The sequence below is a fragment of the Dokdonia ponticola genome (genome assembly GCF_042653865.1).
In the GTDB taxonomy this organism is placed as follows: domain Bacteria; phylum Bacteroidota; class Bacteroidia; order Flavobacteriales; family Flavobacteriaceae; genus Dokdonia; species Dokdonia ponticola.
In genome coordinates this window covers 24,951-43,719 of the sequence record NZ_JBHSFV010000002.1, presented here as the reverse complement: position 1 = coordinate 43,719, position 18,769 = coordinate 24,951, and the positions used below count along the sequence as shown (strand labels likewise).

Genomic DNA, 18,769 nt, shown 5'->3' with positions numbered 1-18,769 from the left:
CCATCTATCCGGATAAGAAATCTGGAAAAAAACCATCCGTAATTCCCCTAATAGCTTTTCACCTCTTGTAAGTAATACTTTATAAAGAATTACTTATAATATAACATTTTGTGTAAGTTTGATACATGACAAAAAATACGCCCCTATTCTGTATTTTAATAGTTTTCCTTGTGCTTTCTTGCACTACTGATCAAACATTGGATCGTAAAAACACAAAAAATCGTATTGTAGAGTTACAGGAAAAATCACGTCAAACCACAGCAGACTCTACATTATTCTATCTAAAAAAAGCAGCAACACTTATACAATCAACACTTCCTGTTTCTGATTCTCTCAACCTTGAAAACAATTACTTAATTGGGCTCTATTATTCTAAATTAGGCAACATAGATAGTGCGTCTGCCTATCACTACAAAGCCATAGACCGCATTAAGGATTCTATAAAAACGAAGAGGGAATATACATACATATACAATGCATGGATTACCCACAAACAACTTCAAGAATATGGAGAATGTATTGCTATCGCCAAAAGATTTGAATCACTCATTACAGAGAAAGACTATACAAACAAGCTTCGTCTTTACTATCTGTATTTACAAACATATATAGCTACTCAACAATATGAAGAAGCTTTGAAGTATGCTGATTTAAGGATCAAGATGTACACCGACAATAAGGATGCTGAGAACGTAACCACAGCAACAATCACCAGAACAGAAATACAATACCTATATCAAAATGATAAAAAAGGAGCGTATCAAACACTTGATGAATTGCTTTCAAAAAAAGATAGCTTAGATAACGACCAGAAAAGACATCTCTATATTCAGTATGGGTACTACTTGCATTTAGACCAGAAATTTAATGAAGCAAGAGATTATTATCACAAAGGTTTATATGCGATTAAGCAACTAGATAAAACCCCCTTCTACACAAAAGAATATGCGCGAATTTATGCTAACTTAGGCGAGGTATATCTAGATTTAAAAAAATATGATTCGGCAAAAATATATTTAGATAAAGCACTACAAGAAGATATCTTAAATACTTCTGAAATAACAAGAAGCGATATTTTAAGTTATAAATTACGATACGCGCAAGAAATAAATGCAAGCTACAAGGAAACACAAAAATACCTAGACACCATTACCAAATATCAAAATGCAAGGTACGAAGAAAGGTATACAAAAGATTTAAAGTCCTTAGAATCCTCTTACAAGGAAAGAGAAAAATTACAATCCCAAAAACAACAAGCAGAAATAGAAAAATTAAAAGTACGCGCCCAACTCCTACTTGTGGCTATTATTTCGTTAATCCTAATTGGCCTTGGTGGGTACTTCTATAAAAAACGCCAACGTACATTTGACACGATGAGTTTACAAATGCAACAACGCTTATTGCGTTCACAAATGAATCCCCACTTTACCTTTAATACCTTATATGCTATTCAGAATACCATAAAAAAAGATCCACAAGGTGCCGTTGACTATTTGTTGAAATTTTCAAGACTGCTAAGACTCATTCTAGAAAACTCCACAAACAACTACGTACTTCTAGAAAAAGAACTAGAATCCTTACGTAAATACATGGATTTACAACTGCTACGGTTTCCAGATACATTTGAATATGAAATTAAATTGCATACCTTAGAAGAAGATGAATTGATATTTATTCCCCCTATGCTCATCCAACCCTTTATTGAAAATTGTATAGAACACGCTTTTAAAGGAATTGATTATAAAGGAAAAATCACCCTTACCCTATCCCTATCTGAGAAAAAAAGGTTTTTAGAATGTAGGATAGAAGATAATGGAGTGGGTATACAAAAAAATAAAAACAACCACAAAGCCTCGGTATCTACAGATTTGATAAAAGAATTTATTGAGAAAGCAACTAAACAGAAAATTACCGACGTAAATAAAAAGGATCTTGATGCTTCTACAAGTGGAGTTATTACTACCTTTTTAATACCCTATAAACTAACAGAGCATGATTAAAGCCGTAATTATTGATGATGAATCTTCTGTAAGAGCAGACATCAGAGACAAAGTAGACGTACACTTTAAATATGAAATTTCTATTATTGGCGAGGCCGATAGTGTCTCATCAGGAGTAAAAATCATTGAGCAGCTTAAACCTCAACTCTTATTATTAGATATACACTTAGGAGATGGGACTAGCTTTGACATCTTACAGCAAACTACCTATAAAGATTTTGACATCATTTTTATCACGGGCTACGATACACATGCCATTAAAGCAATCAAAGTTGGTGCATTGGATTATATCCTCAAACCTGTAGAAACAGATGAATTCAAAGATGCTTTACAAAAAGTAACTACAAAAGAAAAGAGAGAAAACCATCTAGAAAAACTAATTGAAATTTCTAGTGAGTATTTTAACGGTGTAAAAAATAAAAGAGTCATTCTTAAAACCAGTGACAATGTATATGCAATTTATGAAGACGACATCATTTATTGTAGATCAGAAGGGAATTACACAACATTTTACACCCAACAACTAGAGAAGATTATGGTATCTAAATCTATTAAAAAAGTAGAAGAAATTCTTTCTGAAGATACCTTTATACGATGTCATCAATCCTATATTGTCAATAAAAAGCACGTGCTTAAATACAACAAACAAGGAGTCCTTGTGGTACACCTTGATATTAAAGTACCTGTATCTAGTAGGCGAAAAGAGTATGTATTAAAAAGAATTTTTGATTAAAATCAAAAATGAAAAAAACGCTTGCAAATTTGAAAAAAAGACAAGCATATATATAATGACACCTACATTTTGTTTCAAAATACTGTACTATTATACTGTAATTTAAAAAAACAGCAATATGAAAAAACAAATTCCCTATGTAGTTGCATTCTTTTTAACCCTTTTTATAGGTTGCCAGACAGATGATGCTATACTTGAAAGTGATGCTTTACATCTAAGCATCCAGCAAGATCAAAAAGAAATACGATTAGAAGATACTTTACAGAATAGAGGTTTTAGCTCTGCTCCTTTTTTGACACCAGAAGCCATAGAATTGGAACGTATAATGCAATGGGTTAGCTATATTACTGCAGATGTACTATTTAATGATGAAGTCGCTAGAAATGCATTCATAAACGAATTATATAGCGCCAGTAGCTCTATGAAACCTTTTATACTTCTTAATGACGTATTAGGAAACGAGGTTCATGACCAAGACCCTTTTAAAGCTGCTTTTAGAAATAGCTATAAAAACATCTTACTAGAAATATACCAAATTACTAATATAGAGTGCCCAGGAGGCGCTACCGAAAGACCCCCCACTGGAAGTAATGGAGGAAACGGAAGTCCCGTTTTTATTGATACTTTCAACCAAAGATCAATATCTATTCAAGATATAAATGCGCTCGTAGAAGAATTTATGAACTATATTATTACTGAAGAATGTTTAGAAATTTATTTCCCTAAGGGAATTACGAATAGTTCTGAATATGCAAGTATTACATCTACAGCCCACCCCCTTATAGCTAGAGCCACTGAAAGCCTTGGATACAAAAGGTATATAACTCAAATTATATGTGGAGATGTCAATGAAATAGTATATCAAGATGTAAATCGAGCATATATTAATAGTACGGATGGTCCAGTTGTACTAGTAAGACCCACACGATTTTCACCAAATCAGACTTCCTGTGAATACACAGCATATAATTTTGACTTTACAACCTTCATGAACTAACTTTTTTAGTCATATACATAATCCTTAGACCCACGTCTAAGGATTTTTTTTATACTACATTCAATCTTTGATCATAGACTACGTATTTGAAATAACTACGGGCACTTATGAAATACCTATTGCCTTCCTGAAATAAAAAAACCACTTTTAGATCTTATTATTTTTTCGCGAAAAGCAGACACAAAAAGTGAGTGTCTTTAAATGATCACATGTATTTACTATTTAAAATTTAAAGTCATGCTAAAAAACATTTCAAGTTTAGGAAATTCATTATCAAAAAAACAACAACAAAACATCCAAGGAGGCGATGCCTTTTGTAAGGGTGGTTGTGTAGGAAAAAATGGAGGTGATTCCTGTTATACAAATTCAGGAAGTTGCCGTTTAGCAAAACCAGGGATTTGTGGAAACTCTGGTGGGTCATTAACATGTATCCCTCTTTAGTATACAAGCTAACTATCCATTGTCAAATTCCTCGATATATATCGAGGAATTTGTGTTTATAGAGCACCCTATTGATTGCTATTCTTATCGTCACTAATGGTCCAAAAGAACCCTACAAAAAAGAATTGATCTATCACGGGGATAATGATCTTCTAATAAAAGCACCCCTTCTAGATACCCCCTATTGTATTGGAAAACAATTGTTCATGTAAACTACAATCAGTACCAGCTTACGAATTTGAAATAAGTACTCACACTTATGAAACGCCTATTGCCTCCTCGAACTAAAAAAACCAACTTTAGACAGTATTATTTATTTCAAAAAGTAGACACAAAGAGTGAGTGTCTTTAAATTATCACATTTTTTTACTATTTAAAATTTCAAAAATATGTTAAAAAACATTTCAAATTTAGGCGACGCATTATCAAAAAAACAACAACAAAACATTCAAGGTGGAGGTGCTTATTGTTTTGGAGGATGTGCAGGAAAAAATGAAGGGGATTTCTGTTACACAGCATCTGGAGGTTGTAATAGTCATAATGTATTACCAGGAATTTGCACAGATTTTAGTGCGGGGGTTTTAGGTTGCAAACCTTCTTAAACGTAGTTACCTGTGTGTATTCAAATTCCTCGACATACATCGAGGAATTTGTGTTTATAGATTATCCAATTGATTACTATTATTATCATCACTAATTGTCCAGAAAAAACCAACAAAAAAGAACTGATCTGCTGCTGGGGTTAAGGCTCTTCTATCAAAAGTCCCGTTGGCATTTGGCGTATCACTGTATTGGAACCCGTTTACATTTTTAAATGCTAGCACATTATTTACAGATAGATATAAAATCTTTTGCTGTGAGATCAAATAGGCCCAGTTAAGACTCATACTATTAAATGATTTGGTTTCCTCTTGTAAAAAACCAGGGGTATTAGGATTGGTATACGTACGCCCAGAACCATATTGATAACTAAATCCAACTTGTGATTTCCAATCAGTAATAAAGTATTTTACAACGGCTGAAAAATTATGCGTATTGGCAAAAGAAGGTCGTGCCTGCTCGGGAAAATTAAGATACTGTCGCTCAGTATCTAAAAAAGAATAACTTACCCAATAGTCCATATTTTTAATACTCGTATTATCTCTCCAAAAGACATCTAGTCCTTGTGCATACCCATCGCCTGTATTGGCAAACGTACTCTGTGTGGTTGCAAATGCTGTATCAAACGTCACTAGACGATCATATGACTTTCTATACGCTTCTGCTCTGAAAATACGGCCGTTGTTATTATACTGATAATTCAATATGTAATGCTGTGTTTTTTGAGCTTCTAAAGCTTGGCTGAACTTCAAAAAATCATTGGTAGGGTTTTGATAAAAATCCCCATACGCAAGAGACAACTGACTTTTAGCACCTGTTTTATAGGCCAAGGATATACGTGGTGAAACCGTCATCTGACTCGCAAGATCACTATATGAGCCTCTCAAACCCGCTTTTAAAGCTAATTTCTTAGAAAAAATAACATCTGCTTCTGTAAAAAGTGCACTGATAGCACTGTCATAGCCATACGTATCTTCAAAAGTTTCTGTATCAAAAACACCCGTAAAATCTTCATTAAAATCAGTAATGAATTGCTCTGCTCCCATCGATAGCTTCAAACGATTTGAAAAACGTTTCTTCAACTTGACCTTAAAATGGGCTGAGTTTTCTGTGCTTTTTATATCATTTGTAATGACTCCTACATTGGTATTTGCAAACGTATAGCTTCCCCCAGTTTGGATGCTCCACGTATCAGACAATACTCCTGTATATGATGTATTCACGTATAAATTACTATTCTTTAAAGCAAAATCAACCCCTTCACCTAGGTTAATATCCTCTTGATTTAATTCAAAGTTGGAGGTATCAAATGCGGTATATAATTTAAACAATCCATCTCTGGTTCGGTATCGATACACTGCCTCTCCAGAAAGCGCCTCAAAAGGTTTTGACCAATCATTACGATCAGGATACGCAGCAATGTAGGGAGCTAAATTAATATAAGATGTGCTTACACTTAGAGAAGACTTCTCCCATTTTCGCGTCAGCCCTACCCCACCGCCAACAGACATCACAGAAATATCTGTTTTATTCTGATCAGGTTCATCTATTGTATTTAATAACAATACACTGGAAAGTGCTTCTCCATACTCTGCGGAATATCCTCCTGTAGAAAATGTAATCCCATCAAATAAAAACGGACTGTATCGCCCGCGAGTAGGAATATTGTTGGTGGTAGGTGTATACGGTGTAAATACGCGAATTCCATCAATGAATATTTGTGTTTCCCCAGCATCTCCCCCACGTACAAAAAGACGTCCGTCTTCTGCCACCGTGGTTGTTCCTGGAAGCGTTTGTAAAGCCCCAACAAAATCGCCTAAAGCACTTGCCGTAGTAACTACATCCAATGGTTTTAACACCGAAATCTTACTATTATCACTCGCCTCAAAACTCCCCGCAGAAATCACCACCGTATTCAAAGAATTCACATCCTCTTTCATTTTTATAGGCAAATCCTTCATACTCGAAACAGGTCCAAAATAAGAATACGATTCGTACGAAAGAAAAGTAACAATTAATACCTGATCTCCTGTTTCACTGGTCGTAAAACTAAACGTTCCATCTACTCCACTAGAAGCACCATCATAAGTGCCGTCTAGATACACATTAGCCCCTTCAATAGGAATTCCTTTACTGTCTGTGACCGTTCCCGTTACCGTGGTTTGTCCATAACTACTGATGCAAAAAAGTAAAAGTAAGGCATATATATAGTTCATACTAATTGATTTTGATTGATGATTGATGATTTGTTGCTTTAGGCTACGCTATGGATAGCGGTCGACGATAGTCGTTTGTTAGATAGGTACAAGAACACAGTAAATACACCTAGCACAATGACCATGGAAAGTGGCGCTAGTAAAGGTGATGAAGTTTGTACAGTTAAACTTAAAATGAGTGCTCCTACAGAGATGACTCCCGCCATGATAGCAAACATAGGTTGCTTGTAAAACCATGCATATGGAAAAAAATGAGCGCCCGTAATAATCATATATACAGTAACAAAATAATCAGGTATGAATTTAATCACCAGTACAAGAATAGGAAAATAGAAGAGTTGTGCAATGTTCAACAACAACCCTAACGGATGTAACGCATTATCCTTAATCTTCCATTGTGACTTGTAGATTTTTGAAAATAATAACGCCAGTGGCATCATGACACCACTAACTGCAAGTGTCATGGTATTTTTAGTTCCAACTACCATATCTGTACTCCAAATAATGGTAATAAACAGCCAAATAATCGTTGCTGAAGTAATAAAATCAATCCCTTGTTTAGCTCTTTGTGCCAAATCTAATCGGGATTTGTCTAATTGTATTTTAGATATCATAATGAGTGGTTTAAAATATTGATGAAACAAAAATGTGGATTCGTACGCTTTCGCGAAAGCATAACCTACCCAACCGTCATTTTTTAATCCTCAATTGTAGCGTACCACCAAAAATGCTTACCCAATCATGGCTAAATCTGTTTGTGAAAGCCTAAATACATTCCTCAGAATTTAGTAACTTTAGCTTTAAAAAGTACCATGAAAAAAAACTACACATTTCTTATCGCCTTACTCTTAAGTTTTCATCTGTATGCGCAAGACACCTTTTCCATCATTGCGGTAGATCCTGCCACTGGTGAAGTCGGCTCTGCAGGAGCTTCCTGTGTAGACGGAATTGGCGCTTTTGGTGGTCTTATCGATATTATTACCGATATTATCCCCGGACGTGGAGGCGTTAACTCTCAAGCCTATGTGTGTATTCCTAACTCAAACCTAGCAAGTGCTATTGAGCAAATGGAAGCAGGCCTTTCTCCCGATGAGATTATTGATTTTTTAGTAAATAATGATAATTGTAATTCTCAGAATTTTAATCCAGCCTTTAGACAATATGGGATCGCCGATCTAGATCCACAAGGAAACCCAAGAACCGCAGGTTTTACAGGCAACCTCGCAGACGATTTTAAAGATGATATTCAGGGAGCCACCTATAGTGTACAAGGAAATATCTTGCTAAACGAAACCGTGCTTACCAATATGGAAAACAACTTCAATAATACGGATGGAAATCTTGCAGACAAATTAATGGCAGCAATGCAAGGCGCAAATTTTGCAGGAGCTGATGCAAGATGCCTAGATCGAGGTACCTCTTCTACAGCCGCATACCTTGTGGTCTATCAAGCGACAGATGCGCCCGGAGATCCTACATTACGATTAAATATAGAAGAAATGCCTTTTGGTGAAGAACCCATAGATTCACTCCAGATATTATATGATGATTTTGTGCTTTCGCTACCAGACAACTCCCTTGAAAATAACGTACGTATTTTCCCTAACCCTGTGTCAGATCAGTTTCAAGTACTCCTCCCCCCTGCTACATTTATCTCTAAAATAGAAGTATTTGATATGAGTGGAAAACAAGTATACCTACAAACTCAATTTACGGGTCTTGATACTGGAGAAGTCATTGATAGCCGTTCCTTTACCAAAGGCGTCTATTTTGTACGTATTACGAGTCCTCAAAAAACACATACATTAAAAATTATTAAGAACTAATAGCAGTTGTGAAATCAATGATAGAACATGCAGAAGTCAGAGAAACTAGAACACTACTTTACAAAACCTTCTCCTTGGCGAAAAGGCATTCAGCAACTGCGTGCTATTATTAAAGACACCCCACTAGAAGAAGATTGGAAATGGAACATCCCTTGTTATACAATTAACGGACGGAATGTTGTGGGTATTGCACAGTTTAAAAACCATTTTGGCCTTTGGTTTTTTCAGGGGGTATTCTTAAAGGATAAAAAAAATCTTTTACGCAATGCACAAGACGGAAAAACCAAGGCCATGCGTTCCTTGCACTATGAATCACTAGAAGCTATTGATGCGAGTATTCTCGGCCAATATCTTATAGAAGCGATTCAAAACGCAAAAGACGGGAAAGAGGTCAAACCTGACCGTAGTAAGAAAAAGATTACTATTCCTACTGAATTGGAGTCCGCTTTCGCGAAAGCGCAACCCTTAAAAACCGCTTTTGAAGCCTTATCCTCTGGCAAACAACGAGAATACACAGAACATATAGGAGGTGCTAAACAAGAAGCTACCCGAGTACGGAGACTTGAAAAATGCATCCCTATGATCCTAAAAGGGATTGGGCTCAATGATAAATACAAGAACGGTTAACATATACATTTTCAAATACTTAAACAATAGACACCTCAACTCTCAACCATATAAATTTCTAAACGTAAATTTCCATGAGTGATGTAAAAACCAAAGCAACTAATGCCTCTGTCGAAGACTTTTTAAATGCTGTTGAGCATCCTGTAAAACGAGCAGATAGTTTTGTTCTCTTAGAAATAATGACTGAGATCACAGGCATGGCTCCAAAAATGTGGGGCGAAAGTATCGTCGGGTTTGATACTTACCATTATGTATATGCCAGTGGTCATGAAGGAGACTGGCCTATCGTAGGCTTTTCACCCCGTAAACAAAATATAAGTGTTTATATCATGCCGGGATTTACCAATTTTGAATCCCTTCTTGAGAAATTGGGAAAGCATAAAACCAGTAAATCCTGTTTATACATCAACAAACTCGCTGATGTAAACCTAACTATCCTTAAAAAAATCATTGCACAATCGGTAGCGTATATGAAGAAGAAATATCCTCGTTAAGCTAAAACATTTTTTTTTGCAATAAAAGCATATTTGTTTTGTAACATTACATCAACATACGCTACCAATAGGTAACTAACGATCAATCCTTGGACAAACACTTACAAGAACAATTTGTGACACTTCTGGAAGAAAACCAGAATATTGTGCATAAAGTCTGCCGATTATACACCAATAATCGAGACCAGCATAATGACCTTTTTCAAGAAGTCACAATACAATTATGGCGCGCATTTCCAAAATTTAGAGGAGATGCAAAATTTAGTACTTGGATGTATCGTGTGGCGCTGAACACAGCGATTACACTTTACAGAAAGTCAAAACGTACTGTACAAACACAAGACTTTGACAATGTGATGTTCCGTATCTCATCAGAAGACTATGACGATACTATTGAACAACAATTGAAGGTGATGTACACTGCCATCAAAGACTTAAATGACATAGAAAAAGCTCTGGTTTTTCTGTATCTAGAAGATAAAAATTATAAAGAGATTTCTGAAACGATGGGAATTACTGAGGTAAATGCCCGAGTAAAAATGAATCGTGTCAAAGGAAAACTCAAGAAACTAGTAAACCCATCGTAGTTATGGTAGATGAATTAGAATTATTAAAAAAAGAGTGGCAAAAGCAGGAAGGAACTCTTCCTAAGCTTAGCAAGCAAGAGATTTACCCCATGCTCTTGAAAAAATCCTCCTCTATTGTCAAGTGGATTTTTATTATCAGTATGCTGGAATTTTTATTTTGGGTGGTGCTCACCTTTTCCTTTGGCGGAGAAGATACCAAGCAATTTGAAAAAGAACACGGCCTCCAAACATTTGATACGATCTTACCCATACTACATATTGCAGCCTTGGTCTTCTTTGTATTTTGGTTTTATAGAAATTACAAACGCATAGAAACCACCGATTCTTCTAAAGTATTATTAGAAAATATCATTAAAACACGTAAAACAGTCAAATACTACATCTGGTTCAGTATGGCATTTCTTGCGGTGAGCGCCATGATAGCTTTTGTTATCTCGATGCAAAATGACCCAGGAGATTTTGCAGATCGCAGTATGACCGTGCTTGTTTTACAATTTGCGGCCGTCATTAGTGTTATTATGCTTATCATGTGGGGCTTTTATAAAATGATCTATGGTATTTTGATGAGACGTTTAGATCGCAATTATAGAGAACTAAAAAAAATAGAATCATAGTCATTGATTCGTTACGATAAAAACCTGAATAGCTTTAGCGTTATTCAGGTTTTTTTGTTTTTATATACTTCGCTTCTGTCTGTCAGTAATGTATTTATCCCGAATTATGCATTAGAAAATCTATTACAACTTAAATAAGCTTCAAAATATACCGTTACACTACCTTTTTAAGTTTAACCATAGCGATGCTATGCTAAAACTCAGAAAACGCCATATTTTATTGCTTCTTTAAACCTCATTACGAAGTTCTAATACATAATGCGGGTTTATTTAATACCTTTATTGAAACTAAGCGTATTAAATCCACAAAAAAAACAAATAACCCAACCCATGAACATCCAAATCGAATATACAGGCACCATAGGCTCGGGGGCAGTAAACTTAGAAATCAGTCCCGAAGCGACGGTAAAAGAAATGCTGGCAGCTTTTCATGAAGCCATTCAGAAAGACGACTTCTATACCATACAAGGAGGAGCACCCCCCAATAGACGTGCTTTGAAAGTGCCCTATGAGTATTTCATCAATTCCAAAAGGTTAAAAACACTTGATACGCAGATGACTGACCTAGGAATTTCACTATCAGACACCATCACATTACACATAGATAAAGGGATGCGCGTTGATTAAGGATGACTATCATACCATAAAAGATACCGAGTTTGTAATACAGTGTAAAGCAACTCCTAATCAAATAATTCTCATTGAGAACTTCCCAAATAACGATCAGCTATTAGACACATTTCTTGCTCCCTTAGGAACGCCCATACAAGAATCACGCAATCAAGACGAGGGAAGTATTTTTCAGGTGACAGTACAAAACATAAAAGGTTGTTTTACATCCTATGCCACCTCTAATTTATTTTTTCCCGTTCATACCGATGGTTCTGATTTTAAGATCCCGCCTGCCTATGTTGCTATGTATTGTGTGAAACCCAGTCAAGAAGGAGGCGAAAGCTTATTTATCTCCCTTCCTGATTTAATAACACATCTTCCTGAAGAGTTAATAGACATATTAAGCACAAAAATGTGGACGTTTAACACCGTAAAACGAACGATTCTCTCGCAGACAGCAACAGGTTTCAGTATTTGCTACAATCGATTAATAATGGAGTCCTATAGCGAGTTAACAAAGCAAGAACTCGACCTATTAGATCAATTAGATCGGGTTTGTGAAGCGCACACCTTTTGCGTCAAGCTAAAAGAAAATGACTTGATCATATTTAGAAACGACCTATTCCTTCACGGACGTACCGGTTTTCCTTTAAATTCTAATCGTTTATTAAAAAGAATCCGCTTTCGCGAAAACACCCTTCTATCAGAAAGAAACTCCTAAAATCAAGTAGAATTACGTGGTTTTAATTTCATATAAAATCAGTATTTTGAAGCTTTAAAACAAACCTATTTTCATTATTACTCATGGATACCACAACAACAAAAACGCAATCTAAAGATCGAATCAAACTTCCTTTTTCATTTGATGCAGCAAAAATGCTGGAAGAATTTGAATCTCTAAAACTAGGGCATTTTGAATATTACAATGTGATTCCATTACGAGCGCCAGCCCACGAGGTCGATAGATCTTTACCCTTCCCACCTCCTGCTTTAGATTATGCCGATGGATCATGGACAGATTGGATGGACACCCCACAACTCAATGCCTCTCCGTATTTAAAAAGTGTGATCGATACTTTTTCAGCTATTACAGATGTGACATTAGTGCGTGTATTACGCCTCGCACCAGACTCTGTCGTACAAGAGCATACAGATCCTACCCTCGGATTAGAAATCGAACGCTCCGTCATTAGACTTACTGTCCCGATTCTAAACAATGATCAAGTAGCCTTTTTCCTTAACGGAACGGAAGTCCCGATGCGCCCAGGAGAATGTTGGTACCTCAGACTTACAGATCCGCATCGCGTAGTGAATGGAGGGTCAGAAGAACGGATCAACCTTACTATTGATATGATTCCTAACGACAACATCCGAAAAATAATCGCAGACAGCCAAGATGCCTCATAACTAACTTTTTACTTCATACAGACGCACTCATTATAAAATATGTGTTTATCCATTTGATTTGTAGTATATTTAGGTAGCGATAATACTAAATATTGCTACTTTTTTACCAAATATCCTATCACCATGCCTACAATTACACAAATTGATGCGTACCAAAAAGAAGCCTTTACAAGTACATTACGTAATGGCAAAACGGTGACTCATGAGGTGTATACTCAAGGCAACGGATCTAAAGTACTCATCCTTATACAAGAATTACCAGGAATAGGTCAAGAAACACTAGCGCTAGCAGATCGGTTTGTGAATGAAGGCTATACTGTTGTATTACCTCATTTATTTGGAAAAATAGGGAAAACAGCGGTAGTAGTAAATACCTTCAAAGTGTTTTGTATGCGTAGACAGTTTCGGTTGTTTGCAAAAAATGAATCCAGCCCAATAGTTGATTTTTTATCAGACCTTTGTACGGCGACCAAAAATAAATACCAAGTAGACGGGGTTGCTGTGATAGGTATGTGTCTCACAGGTAATTTTGCCATCTCTCTCATGGCAAATAAGGCTGTACTGGCTGGCTTTGCAAGTCAGCCATCACTTCCGCTTGCAAGACAAAAACACATCCATATGAGTCCTGAAGAGATCATGGCTGTAAAAAATAGATTAGATCAAGTGGGACCTATGCATTGCGCACGCATACAAGGAGACAAAATCTGTACTGCCAAGCGCTTTGATGCTTATCAGAAAGCGTTTAATTCAGATAAAGAACGTATCATCTTACACGAGCTTCCCGGAAAAGGACACTCTATACTAACCCTAGATTTTGTAGACAAAGACGGCCATCCTACCAAAGAGGCATTTGAAAATGTACTTACCTATTTTAATGGTCAGCTAGGGTAATTACTACGGAATCCTACGTTTCATTTCTTCAACAATAGTAAAAGCAGCAGGACAAATCGCTACATTTTTAAGGGTAAGATTCGAAATCTGCTGAAACTTTTTTCGATCCGTATGTGGGAATTCTCTACACGCTTTCGGACGTACTTCATAGATAGAACAGTAGTTATCAGCGCCTAAAAAGGTACAAGGCACACTTTGTAAGACATAATCATTGTCCTCATCAATACGCAAATACGTATCAATAAACGCTTGCTCTTTCATTTTGAAATGCTTGGAAATACGCGTCACATCTTTATCTGTAAAAAGGGGACCTGTTGTTTTACAACAATTAGCACATTCTAAACAGTCGGTACGCTCAAACTCGGCTTCATGCAATTCCTGCATGATATAATCTAACTTTTTAGGTGGTTTTTTACGCAGCTTTGCAAAGAACTTTTTGTTCTCGTTATGTTTATCTTTGGCAAGCTGTGGTAATGATTTAAGTAGGTCGTCCATAGTACAAATGTAAGCAGTATTATGGATATAGACATCTTTGGACAGGCAGTTAATGATTATTTTGAAGATCAATACACAGAGGATATTATCGTACATTCTTCGATTGCTGAAGATGATATCATTCCCATCCCTTATTTATTTCGCACCTTTCCCGAAATGCCTTTGATAGAGCAAAAAGCATTACAGCTTTCCCAAGGAAAAACACTCGATATAGGCAGTGGTGCCGGGAGTCATAGCCTGTGGTTACAAGAAAACGGAATAGATGTTACCGCACTCGATCATTCGGTGGGGTGTGGTGCGCTTTCGCGAAAGCGTACCCTGAAAAAGACCATAACGTCTCATATATTAGATCACAAAGAGCAGTATGATACCTTACTGATCCTTATGAATGGTACGGGAATTTTTGAAGAAATATCAAAAGTAGACACCTACTTACAACATCTCAAATCGATGCTGAAACTAGGCGGGCAAATCTTGATAGATGGTTCTGACATCAAGTACATGTATGAAACCGATGATGGAGGGTATTGGATAGATATCCATAGCAATTATTACGGTGAAGTGGTCATGGGTATGAGTTATAAGGGGCAGCGTTCTGAGGATTTTAAATGGTTATATCTAGATTTTGAAACCCTTGCGTGGCATGCAAAAAAAAATGAGCTCGATTGCGAACTCATTGTAGAAGGGGGACATTATGATTATTTAGCCAGACTTACTGTGGCATAATGAAGCCTTTGTCGGCAAGTTTATCAATGATACTTCTATATAAATCACGACTCCAGATTTCTGAAATTTCGCCTACACTACGCGCAATTTGCTGCTCCGAGGTAAGAATCTTTTGACCTGTTGGTGAATTATAAAACGCCGAAGCGGTCTTTTGCTGTTCATAGTCTAGTGCGGTCTTATCTGCTAGCAATTGTTTGCCTGTAGGGGTTTCATAAAAAGCAATCATCTGTTGTATATCCTCTTGAGAATACGTGCCACGATAAGCAGAGACAAGCATATTTAAAATTTTATTTAACTCAGGCGTGGTTTCTTTTTTGAGTTCGACCCATACGGTGTCTGGTACATTTTGAGAGGTATATTGTCTCCCTAATAATTCAAATAATTGGTCGATAGCTGCACTGTATTGATTTGCAGTACCGTTCATCGTAAGATACCTCAAAACATCCTGATGATAGGTAGATTCCTGAGCAGTAAATTGTAACGAACTTAAAAAAAATAGCGCCAAAAGTAATTTTTTCATCTTTTTTACGATTAAATTAGAGGTTTAAATATATAAAAATGATATTGAAAAGATTACGATTCCCTATGCTTATGCTTTTATGCGCCGCTTTTACCGTTGTAGGGTGCGGAAATGACGATGAAGCGACACCTCCTGAGACAAATACGAATACAACTGCAAACCAACAACCCTTAGGTACATCGGCAAATGATTTGCTCGCGGCTACAGCATTTAGAAGTTTACGACTAGAACTTGCCTATGCTGATGGTTTCAGACCTACACAAACAACGATAGACTTGATACAAAGTTTTTTGGAAGAACGCTTAGATAAACCAGATGGTATTACCATTGTAGAACGTCTCATCACACCTACTGAAACAGCTCCTTATGATATTAATGAAATTGTAGCCATCGAAGATGCGAATCGTACGGTGTTTAATAATGGAGATGAAATTGGTGTTTGGATGTTCTTTTCTGATGGCATATCAGCGTCCAACTCAGGAAATTCTTTTGTATTAGGGACTGCATATCGCAACACCTCTATGGTGATTTACGAAAAAACATTTATAGACCTGGCAAACACCTCCCCCACACCTATTAACAGGACACTACTAGAAACTTCAACCCTTCGCCATGAGTTTGGACATATTTTTGGACTGGTCAACGTAGGAACGCCACTCACATCTGATCATGAAGATGAAGATAACCCTAGGCATTGTAACGTAGAGGGATGCTTGATGTTTTTCCAAACGGTTACGAGTATTTTTAATACAAGTGATGTTGCTACCATTCCAGATTTTGATCCGCTTTGCATTGCAGATTTACAAGCGAACGGAGGGTTATAATTAGTATAAAAATAACCTCACAAAAAAACGGCAATTACTAGAAAGTATTTGCCGTTTTTTTATGAGTAGTAAGGAATGTTCTTAATCTTCTTCCATTACCTCACTTATTTTTGAAATTGTAATTTCTTCTAGCATCAGTCCTTCAGAATACTTCATAAGATAGATGGCATTATTATAAAATCCTCCAGAAGACTTTTGGTCGTACCGAAATTTGTTTTCTATATAACTTGTCTCAATTCCTGTACTTGCAGCATCATAAAGATTCTTTGCAAAAGCAAGACGCAATAAGGTATCATACGTAATGTCATATCCTCTTATTGCCTCTTCACTTGGCGTTATTTTATAAAGATCCTGATACGTATCTACAAATTCTTTTGTAGATGTGTAATCATATTCTTTATTCATAGAGGGAAAGTGAAAGTTGAGATGCATTAAATCCATATGCTGTATCGCATCACTGTCATACGCTGTTCCTTTATATGTTGTAAACAATGTCACTTTACGTGAAGTGAGTAAGGTCGCAAGTTTTGTTGTTGCCGAGCTTATTATTGGAACATCATTGGTTTCTAAAATAACCCAGTTTTCCTGAAATTCTGATATCTTATCTGAAATATCGTATTGTCCCAAATAAGGACCGTTATCGCCTTCTCTAAAGGTGACCATTTTTGCGTTTGGAAAAAGAGATTGCAGCTTTGATTTTATTTTGCTGTTTTTCTTATCTGCTATGACAACTATATTTTTACCGTCTGCTCTTTCTTTTATGTAGTCAAGCATCACCGCTCTCAATTGTGCTTCACTAGGCCGTGATTGAAAAACATTAGATCTAAAATCTACTTCTCGTTGTGTAAGCGGTGAGATTAAAGGGATATTTTGGGTTGCTAATAAACTAGATGCTCTATTAAAGTTACTTGATAACAAGGGCCCGATGACGACATCTACATCAGAAAAATCATTTTCAGTAATAATACGTTCTACTTTTCTGGCATTGGTAGCAGTTTCTCCTCTTACATACTCCGTATCATATACTTTTAAATCTGTAGAGATACCTTGTTGTTTTGCTTTTTCTAATGCGAGTAAAACGCCACTATGAAAATCTAAAGAAATGCGTAAAGCTCTATCATTTTTAATTACATCTTCTGCATTAGATAAGGAATCTGCTGTTGTACGTGTCAGTCCAAAAGGCAGCATGAGTACGATTTTCTTTGTCGAAAAATCAGATAAGCTATCCAGCAGACTTGTTTTTGTCGTTTCTGATACAATAGCTACGGTATTTCCTTCATTTCCTGTACTCCCCGTAATAGTTCCAGAAACACCCTTAGGTACTTTTAAAATCATCCCTTCTTTGAGACCATCAGCAATTGCTGGATTTAACGTCACTAGTGTATCGGCTGTGATGTCAAACTGTTTTAATAAACTGTAAATCGTATTTCCTTTTTTAACTTCGTAGAAGGCATATAGATTTTCATTAATAGCTGCTGTGTCCGTCTTCTCAAGCTGAGTATTAGGAACTCGTATGGTTTGTCCTAATTGTAACCCATCTTTCATTTCTGGGTTCATTGCTTCCAACTCGGCGATGGTAATGCCATACAGACGTGCGATACCGTATTTGGTCTCTTTGGGTTGCACTACATACGAAGTATATGTAGGTCCGCCATCTTTGGGAGCATCATCTTGTGAAATTCCACCTCCTGTATTGGTGATGGTTACTTTTTCTTCTACAACGCCTACATAGTTAAGAGGAATTCTAATTTTATCACCTTTACGGAGTGTCTCACTATATAAACGTTTGTTGTATTTTTTTATCACATCCTGAGTAACATCATACTTCTTTGAAATACTATATAAGGTCTCTTTACGTCTCACCTTATGCGTTTTAAAACGTATATCCTCTTGAGCAGTAGCGGTCGTTTCGGTTGATGTACTTGCCGATGCAGGCAGTATAAGTACAAGACCTTCATACACTCTGTCTTTTGCATCAGGATTCAGTTTTACAATCTCTTTTTCTTTGAGATTATATTTTTTGGCGATACTATATAAAGTTTCCCCTTTGGTGACTTGATGTGAAATAAATTCCTGAAAAAATGTGGCTGTGAAAGGTTCCGCTTTCGCGAAAGCGAACGACAACACACACATGCATATCAAAAAAAGATGTTTCATAG

21 protein-coding genes are annotated in these 18,769 nt (G+C 36.4%); 16 read left to right on the top strand and 5 right to left on the bottom strand.

The window, feature by feature from the left end; all coding sequences use genetic code 11:
• The first annotated feature begins 125 nt into the window (after positions 1-125).
• From ACFO3O_RS04245 to ACFO3O_RS04225, 5 genes are all read left to right on the top strand, one after another.
• Positions 126-2,000: a tetratricopeptide repeat-containing sensor histidine kinase gene (locus ACFO3O_RS04245; protein ID WP_379977288.1), complete on the top strand. Its 1,875-nt coding sequence runs from the start codon at positions 126-128 to the stop codon at positions 1,998-2,000.
• Positions 1,993-2,733: a LytR/AlgR family response regulator transcription factor gene (locus tag ACFO3O_RS04240; protein WP_379977287.1), complete on the top strand. Its 741-nt coding sequence runs from the start codon at positions 1,993-1,995 to the stop codon at positions 2,731-2,733. The genes ACFO3O_RS04245 and ACFO3O_RS04240 overlap by 8 nt, the downstream gene beginning before the upstream one ends.
• 118 nt (positions 2,734-2,851) lie before the next feature.
• Positions 2,852-3,730, top strand: coding sequence for a hypothetical protein (locus tag ACFO3O_RS04235; protein WP_379977286.1), 879 nt, complete (start codon positions 2,852-2,854; stop codon positions 3,728-3,730).
• A gap of 237 nt (positions 3,731-3,967) precedes the next feature.
• On the top strand, positions 3,968-4,171 hold the full coding sequence (locus ACFO3O_RS04230) for a hypothetical protein (protein ID WP_379977285.1): 204 nt from the start codon (positions 3,968-3,970) through the stop codon (positions 4,169-4,171).
• Positions 4,172-4,560: 389 nt separating this feature from the next.
• Entirely contained in the window at positions 4,561-4,773 is a 213-nt protein-coding gene (locus ACFO3O_RS04225; RefSeq protein WP_379977284.1) for a hypothetical protein, read from the top strand.
• A gap of 54 nt (positions 4,774-4,827) precedes the next feature.
• On the opposite strand, the gene ACFO3O_RS04220 is transcribed toward ACFO3O_RS04225, so the two are convergent.
• Positions 4,828-6,987, bottom strand: a complete 2,160-nt coding sequence (locus ACFO3O_RS04220; RefSeq protein WP_379977283.1) for a TonB-dependent receptor — start codon at positions 6,985-6,987, stop codon at positions 4,828-4,830.
• 38 nt (positions 6,988-7,025) lie between these two features.
• The gene (locus ACFO3O_RS04215) at positions 7,026-7,601 is read right to left on the bottom strand and encodes a DUF7010 family protein (RefSeq protein WP_379977282.1); all 576 of its coding nucleotides are present in this window, start codon (positions 7,599-7,601) and stop codon (positions 7,026-7,028) included.
• Between the two features lie 198 nt (positions 7,602-7,799).
• On the opposite strand from ACFO3O_RS04215, the gene ACFO3O_RS04210 reads away from it, so the two are divergent.
• From ACFO3O_RS04210 to ACFO3O_RS04170, 9 genes are all read left to right on the top strand, one after another.
• Entirely contained in the window at positions 7,800-8,813 is a 1,014-nt protein-coding gene (locus ACFO3O_RS04210) for a DUF1028 domain-containing protein (protein ID WP_379977281.1), read from the top strand.
• Between the two features lie 27 nt (positions 8,814-8,840).
• The gene (locus tag ACFO3O_RS04205) at positions 8,841-9,440 is read left to right on the top strand and encodes a YdeI/OmpD-associated family protein (RefSeq protein ID WP_379977280.1); all 600 of its coding nucleotides are present in this window, start codon (positions 8,841-8,843) and stop codon (positions 9,438-9,440) included.
• 74 nt (positions 9,441-9,514) lie between these two features.
• Complete coding sequence (locus ACFO3O_RS04200) at positions 9,515-9,934, top strand: DUF1801 domain-containing protein (protein WP_379977279.1); 420 nt, start codon at positions 9,515-9,517, stop codon at positions 9,932-9,934.
• An 89-nt stretch (positions 9,935-10,023) separates the two neighbouring features.
• Positions 10,024-10,521: an RNA polymerase sigma factor gene (locus tag ACFO3O_RS04195; RefSeq protein WP_379977278.1), complete on the top strand. Its 498-nt coding sequence runs from the start codon at positions 10,024-10,026 to the stop codon at positions 10,519-10,521.
• A 2-nt stretch (positions 10,522-10,523) separates the two neighbouring features.
• The gene (locus tag ACFO3O_RS04190) at positions 10,524-11,135 is read left to right on the top strand and encodes a hypothetical protein (protein WP_379977277.1); all 612 of its coding nucleotides are present in this window, start codon (positions 10,524-10,526) and stop codon (positions 11,133-11,135) included.
• Between the two features lie 330 nt (positions 11,136-11,465).
• Positions 11,466-11,762 (top strand): hypothetical protein, encoded by a 297-nt coding sequence (locus ACFO3O_RS04185; RefSeq protein WP_379977276.1) that lies wholly within the window; start codon positions 11,466-11,468, stop codon positions 11,760-11,762.
• Complete coding sequence (locus ACFO3O_RS04180) at positions 11,755-12,468, top strand: TauD/TfdA family dioxygenase (protein ID WP_379977275.1); 714 nt, start codon at positions 11,755-11,757, stop codon at positions 12,466-12,468. The genes ACFO3O_RS04185 and ACFO3O_RS04180 overlap by 8 nt, the downstream gene beginning before the upstream one ends.
• 83 nt (positions 12,469-12,551) lie before the next feature.
• Positions 12,552-13,154: an aspartyl/asparaginyl beta-hydroxylase domain-containing protein gene (locus ACFO3O_RS04175; RefSeq protein WP_379977274.1), complete on the top strand. Its 603-nt coding sequence runs from the start codon at positions 12,552-12,554 to the stop codon at positions 13,152-13,154.
• A gap of 123 nt (positions 13,155-13,277) precedes the next feature.
• The gene (locus tag ACFO3O_RS04170; RefSeq protein ID WP_379977273.1) at positions 13,278-14,045 is read left to right on the top strand and encodes a dienelactone hydrolase family protein; all 768 of its coding nucleotides are present in this window, start codon (positions 13,278-13,280) and stop codon (positions 14,043-14,045) included.
• A gap of 3 nt (positions 14,046-14,048) precedes the next feature.
• On the opposite strand, the gene ACFO3O_RS04165 is transcribed toward ACFO3O_RS04170, so the two are convergent.
• Positions 14,049-14,540: a YkgJ family cysteine cluster protein gene (locus ACFO3O_RS04165; RefSeq protein WP_379977272.1), complete on the bottom strand. Its 492-nt coding sequence runs from the start codon at positions 14,538-14,540 to the stop codon at positions 14,049-14,051.
• Between the two features lie 21 nt (positions 14,541-14,561).
• Here ACFO3O_RS04165 and ACFO3O_RS04160 point away from each other — a divergent pair, with 21 nt between their 5' ends.
• The gene (locus ACFO3O_RS04160; protein ID WP_379977271.1) at positions 14,562-15,266 is read left to right on the top strand and encodes a class I SAM-dependent methyltransferase; all 705 of its coding nucleotides are present in this window, start codon (positions 14,562-14,564) and stop codon (positions 15,264-15,266) included.
• On the opposite strand, the gene ACFO3O_RS04155 is transcribed toward ACFO3O_RS04160, so the two are convergent.
• Complete coding sequence (locus tag ACFO3O_RS04155; protein WP_379977270.1) at positions 15,253-15,786, bottom strand: DUF2059 domain-containing protein; 534 nt, start codon at positions 15,784-15,786, stop codon at positions 15,253-15,255. The two genes, ACFO3O_RS04160 and ACFO3O_RS04155, sit on opposite strands and share 14 nt — an antisense overlap.
• Positions 15,787-15,824: 38 nt before the next feature.
• On the opposite strand from ACFO3O_RS04155, the gene ACFO3O_RS04150 reads away from it, so the two are divergent.
• The gene (locus tag ACFO3O_RS04150; RefSeq protein WP_379977269.1) at positions 15,825-16,610 is read left to right on the top strand and encodes a zinc metalloprotease; all 786 of its coding nucleotides are present in this window, start codon (positions 15,825-15,827) and stop codon (positions 16,608-16,610) included.
• Between the two features lie 81 nt (positions 16,611-16,691).
• Here the strand turns inward: ACFO3O_RS04150 and ACFO3O_RS04145 are convergent, their stop codons facing one another.
• Positions 16,692-18,767, bottom strand: coding sequence for a LysM peptidoglycan-binding domain-containing protein (locus tag ACFO3O_RS04145; protein WP_379977267.1), 2,076 nt, complete (start codon positions 18,765-18,767; stop codon positions 16,692-16,694).
• Positions 18,768-18,769 lie beyond the last annotated feature (2 nt).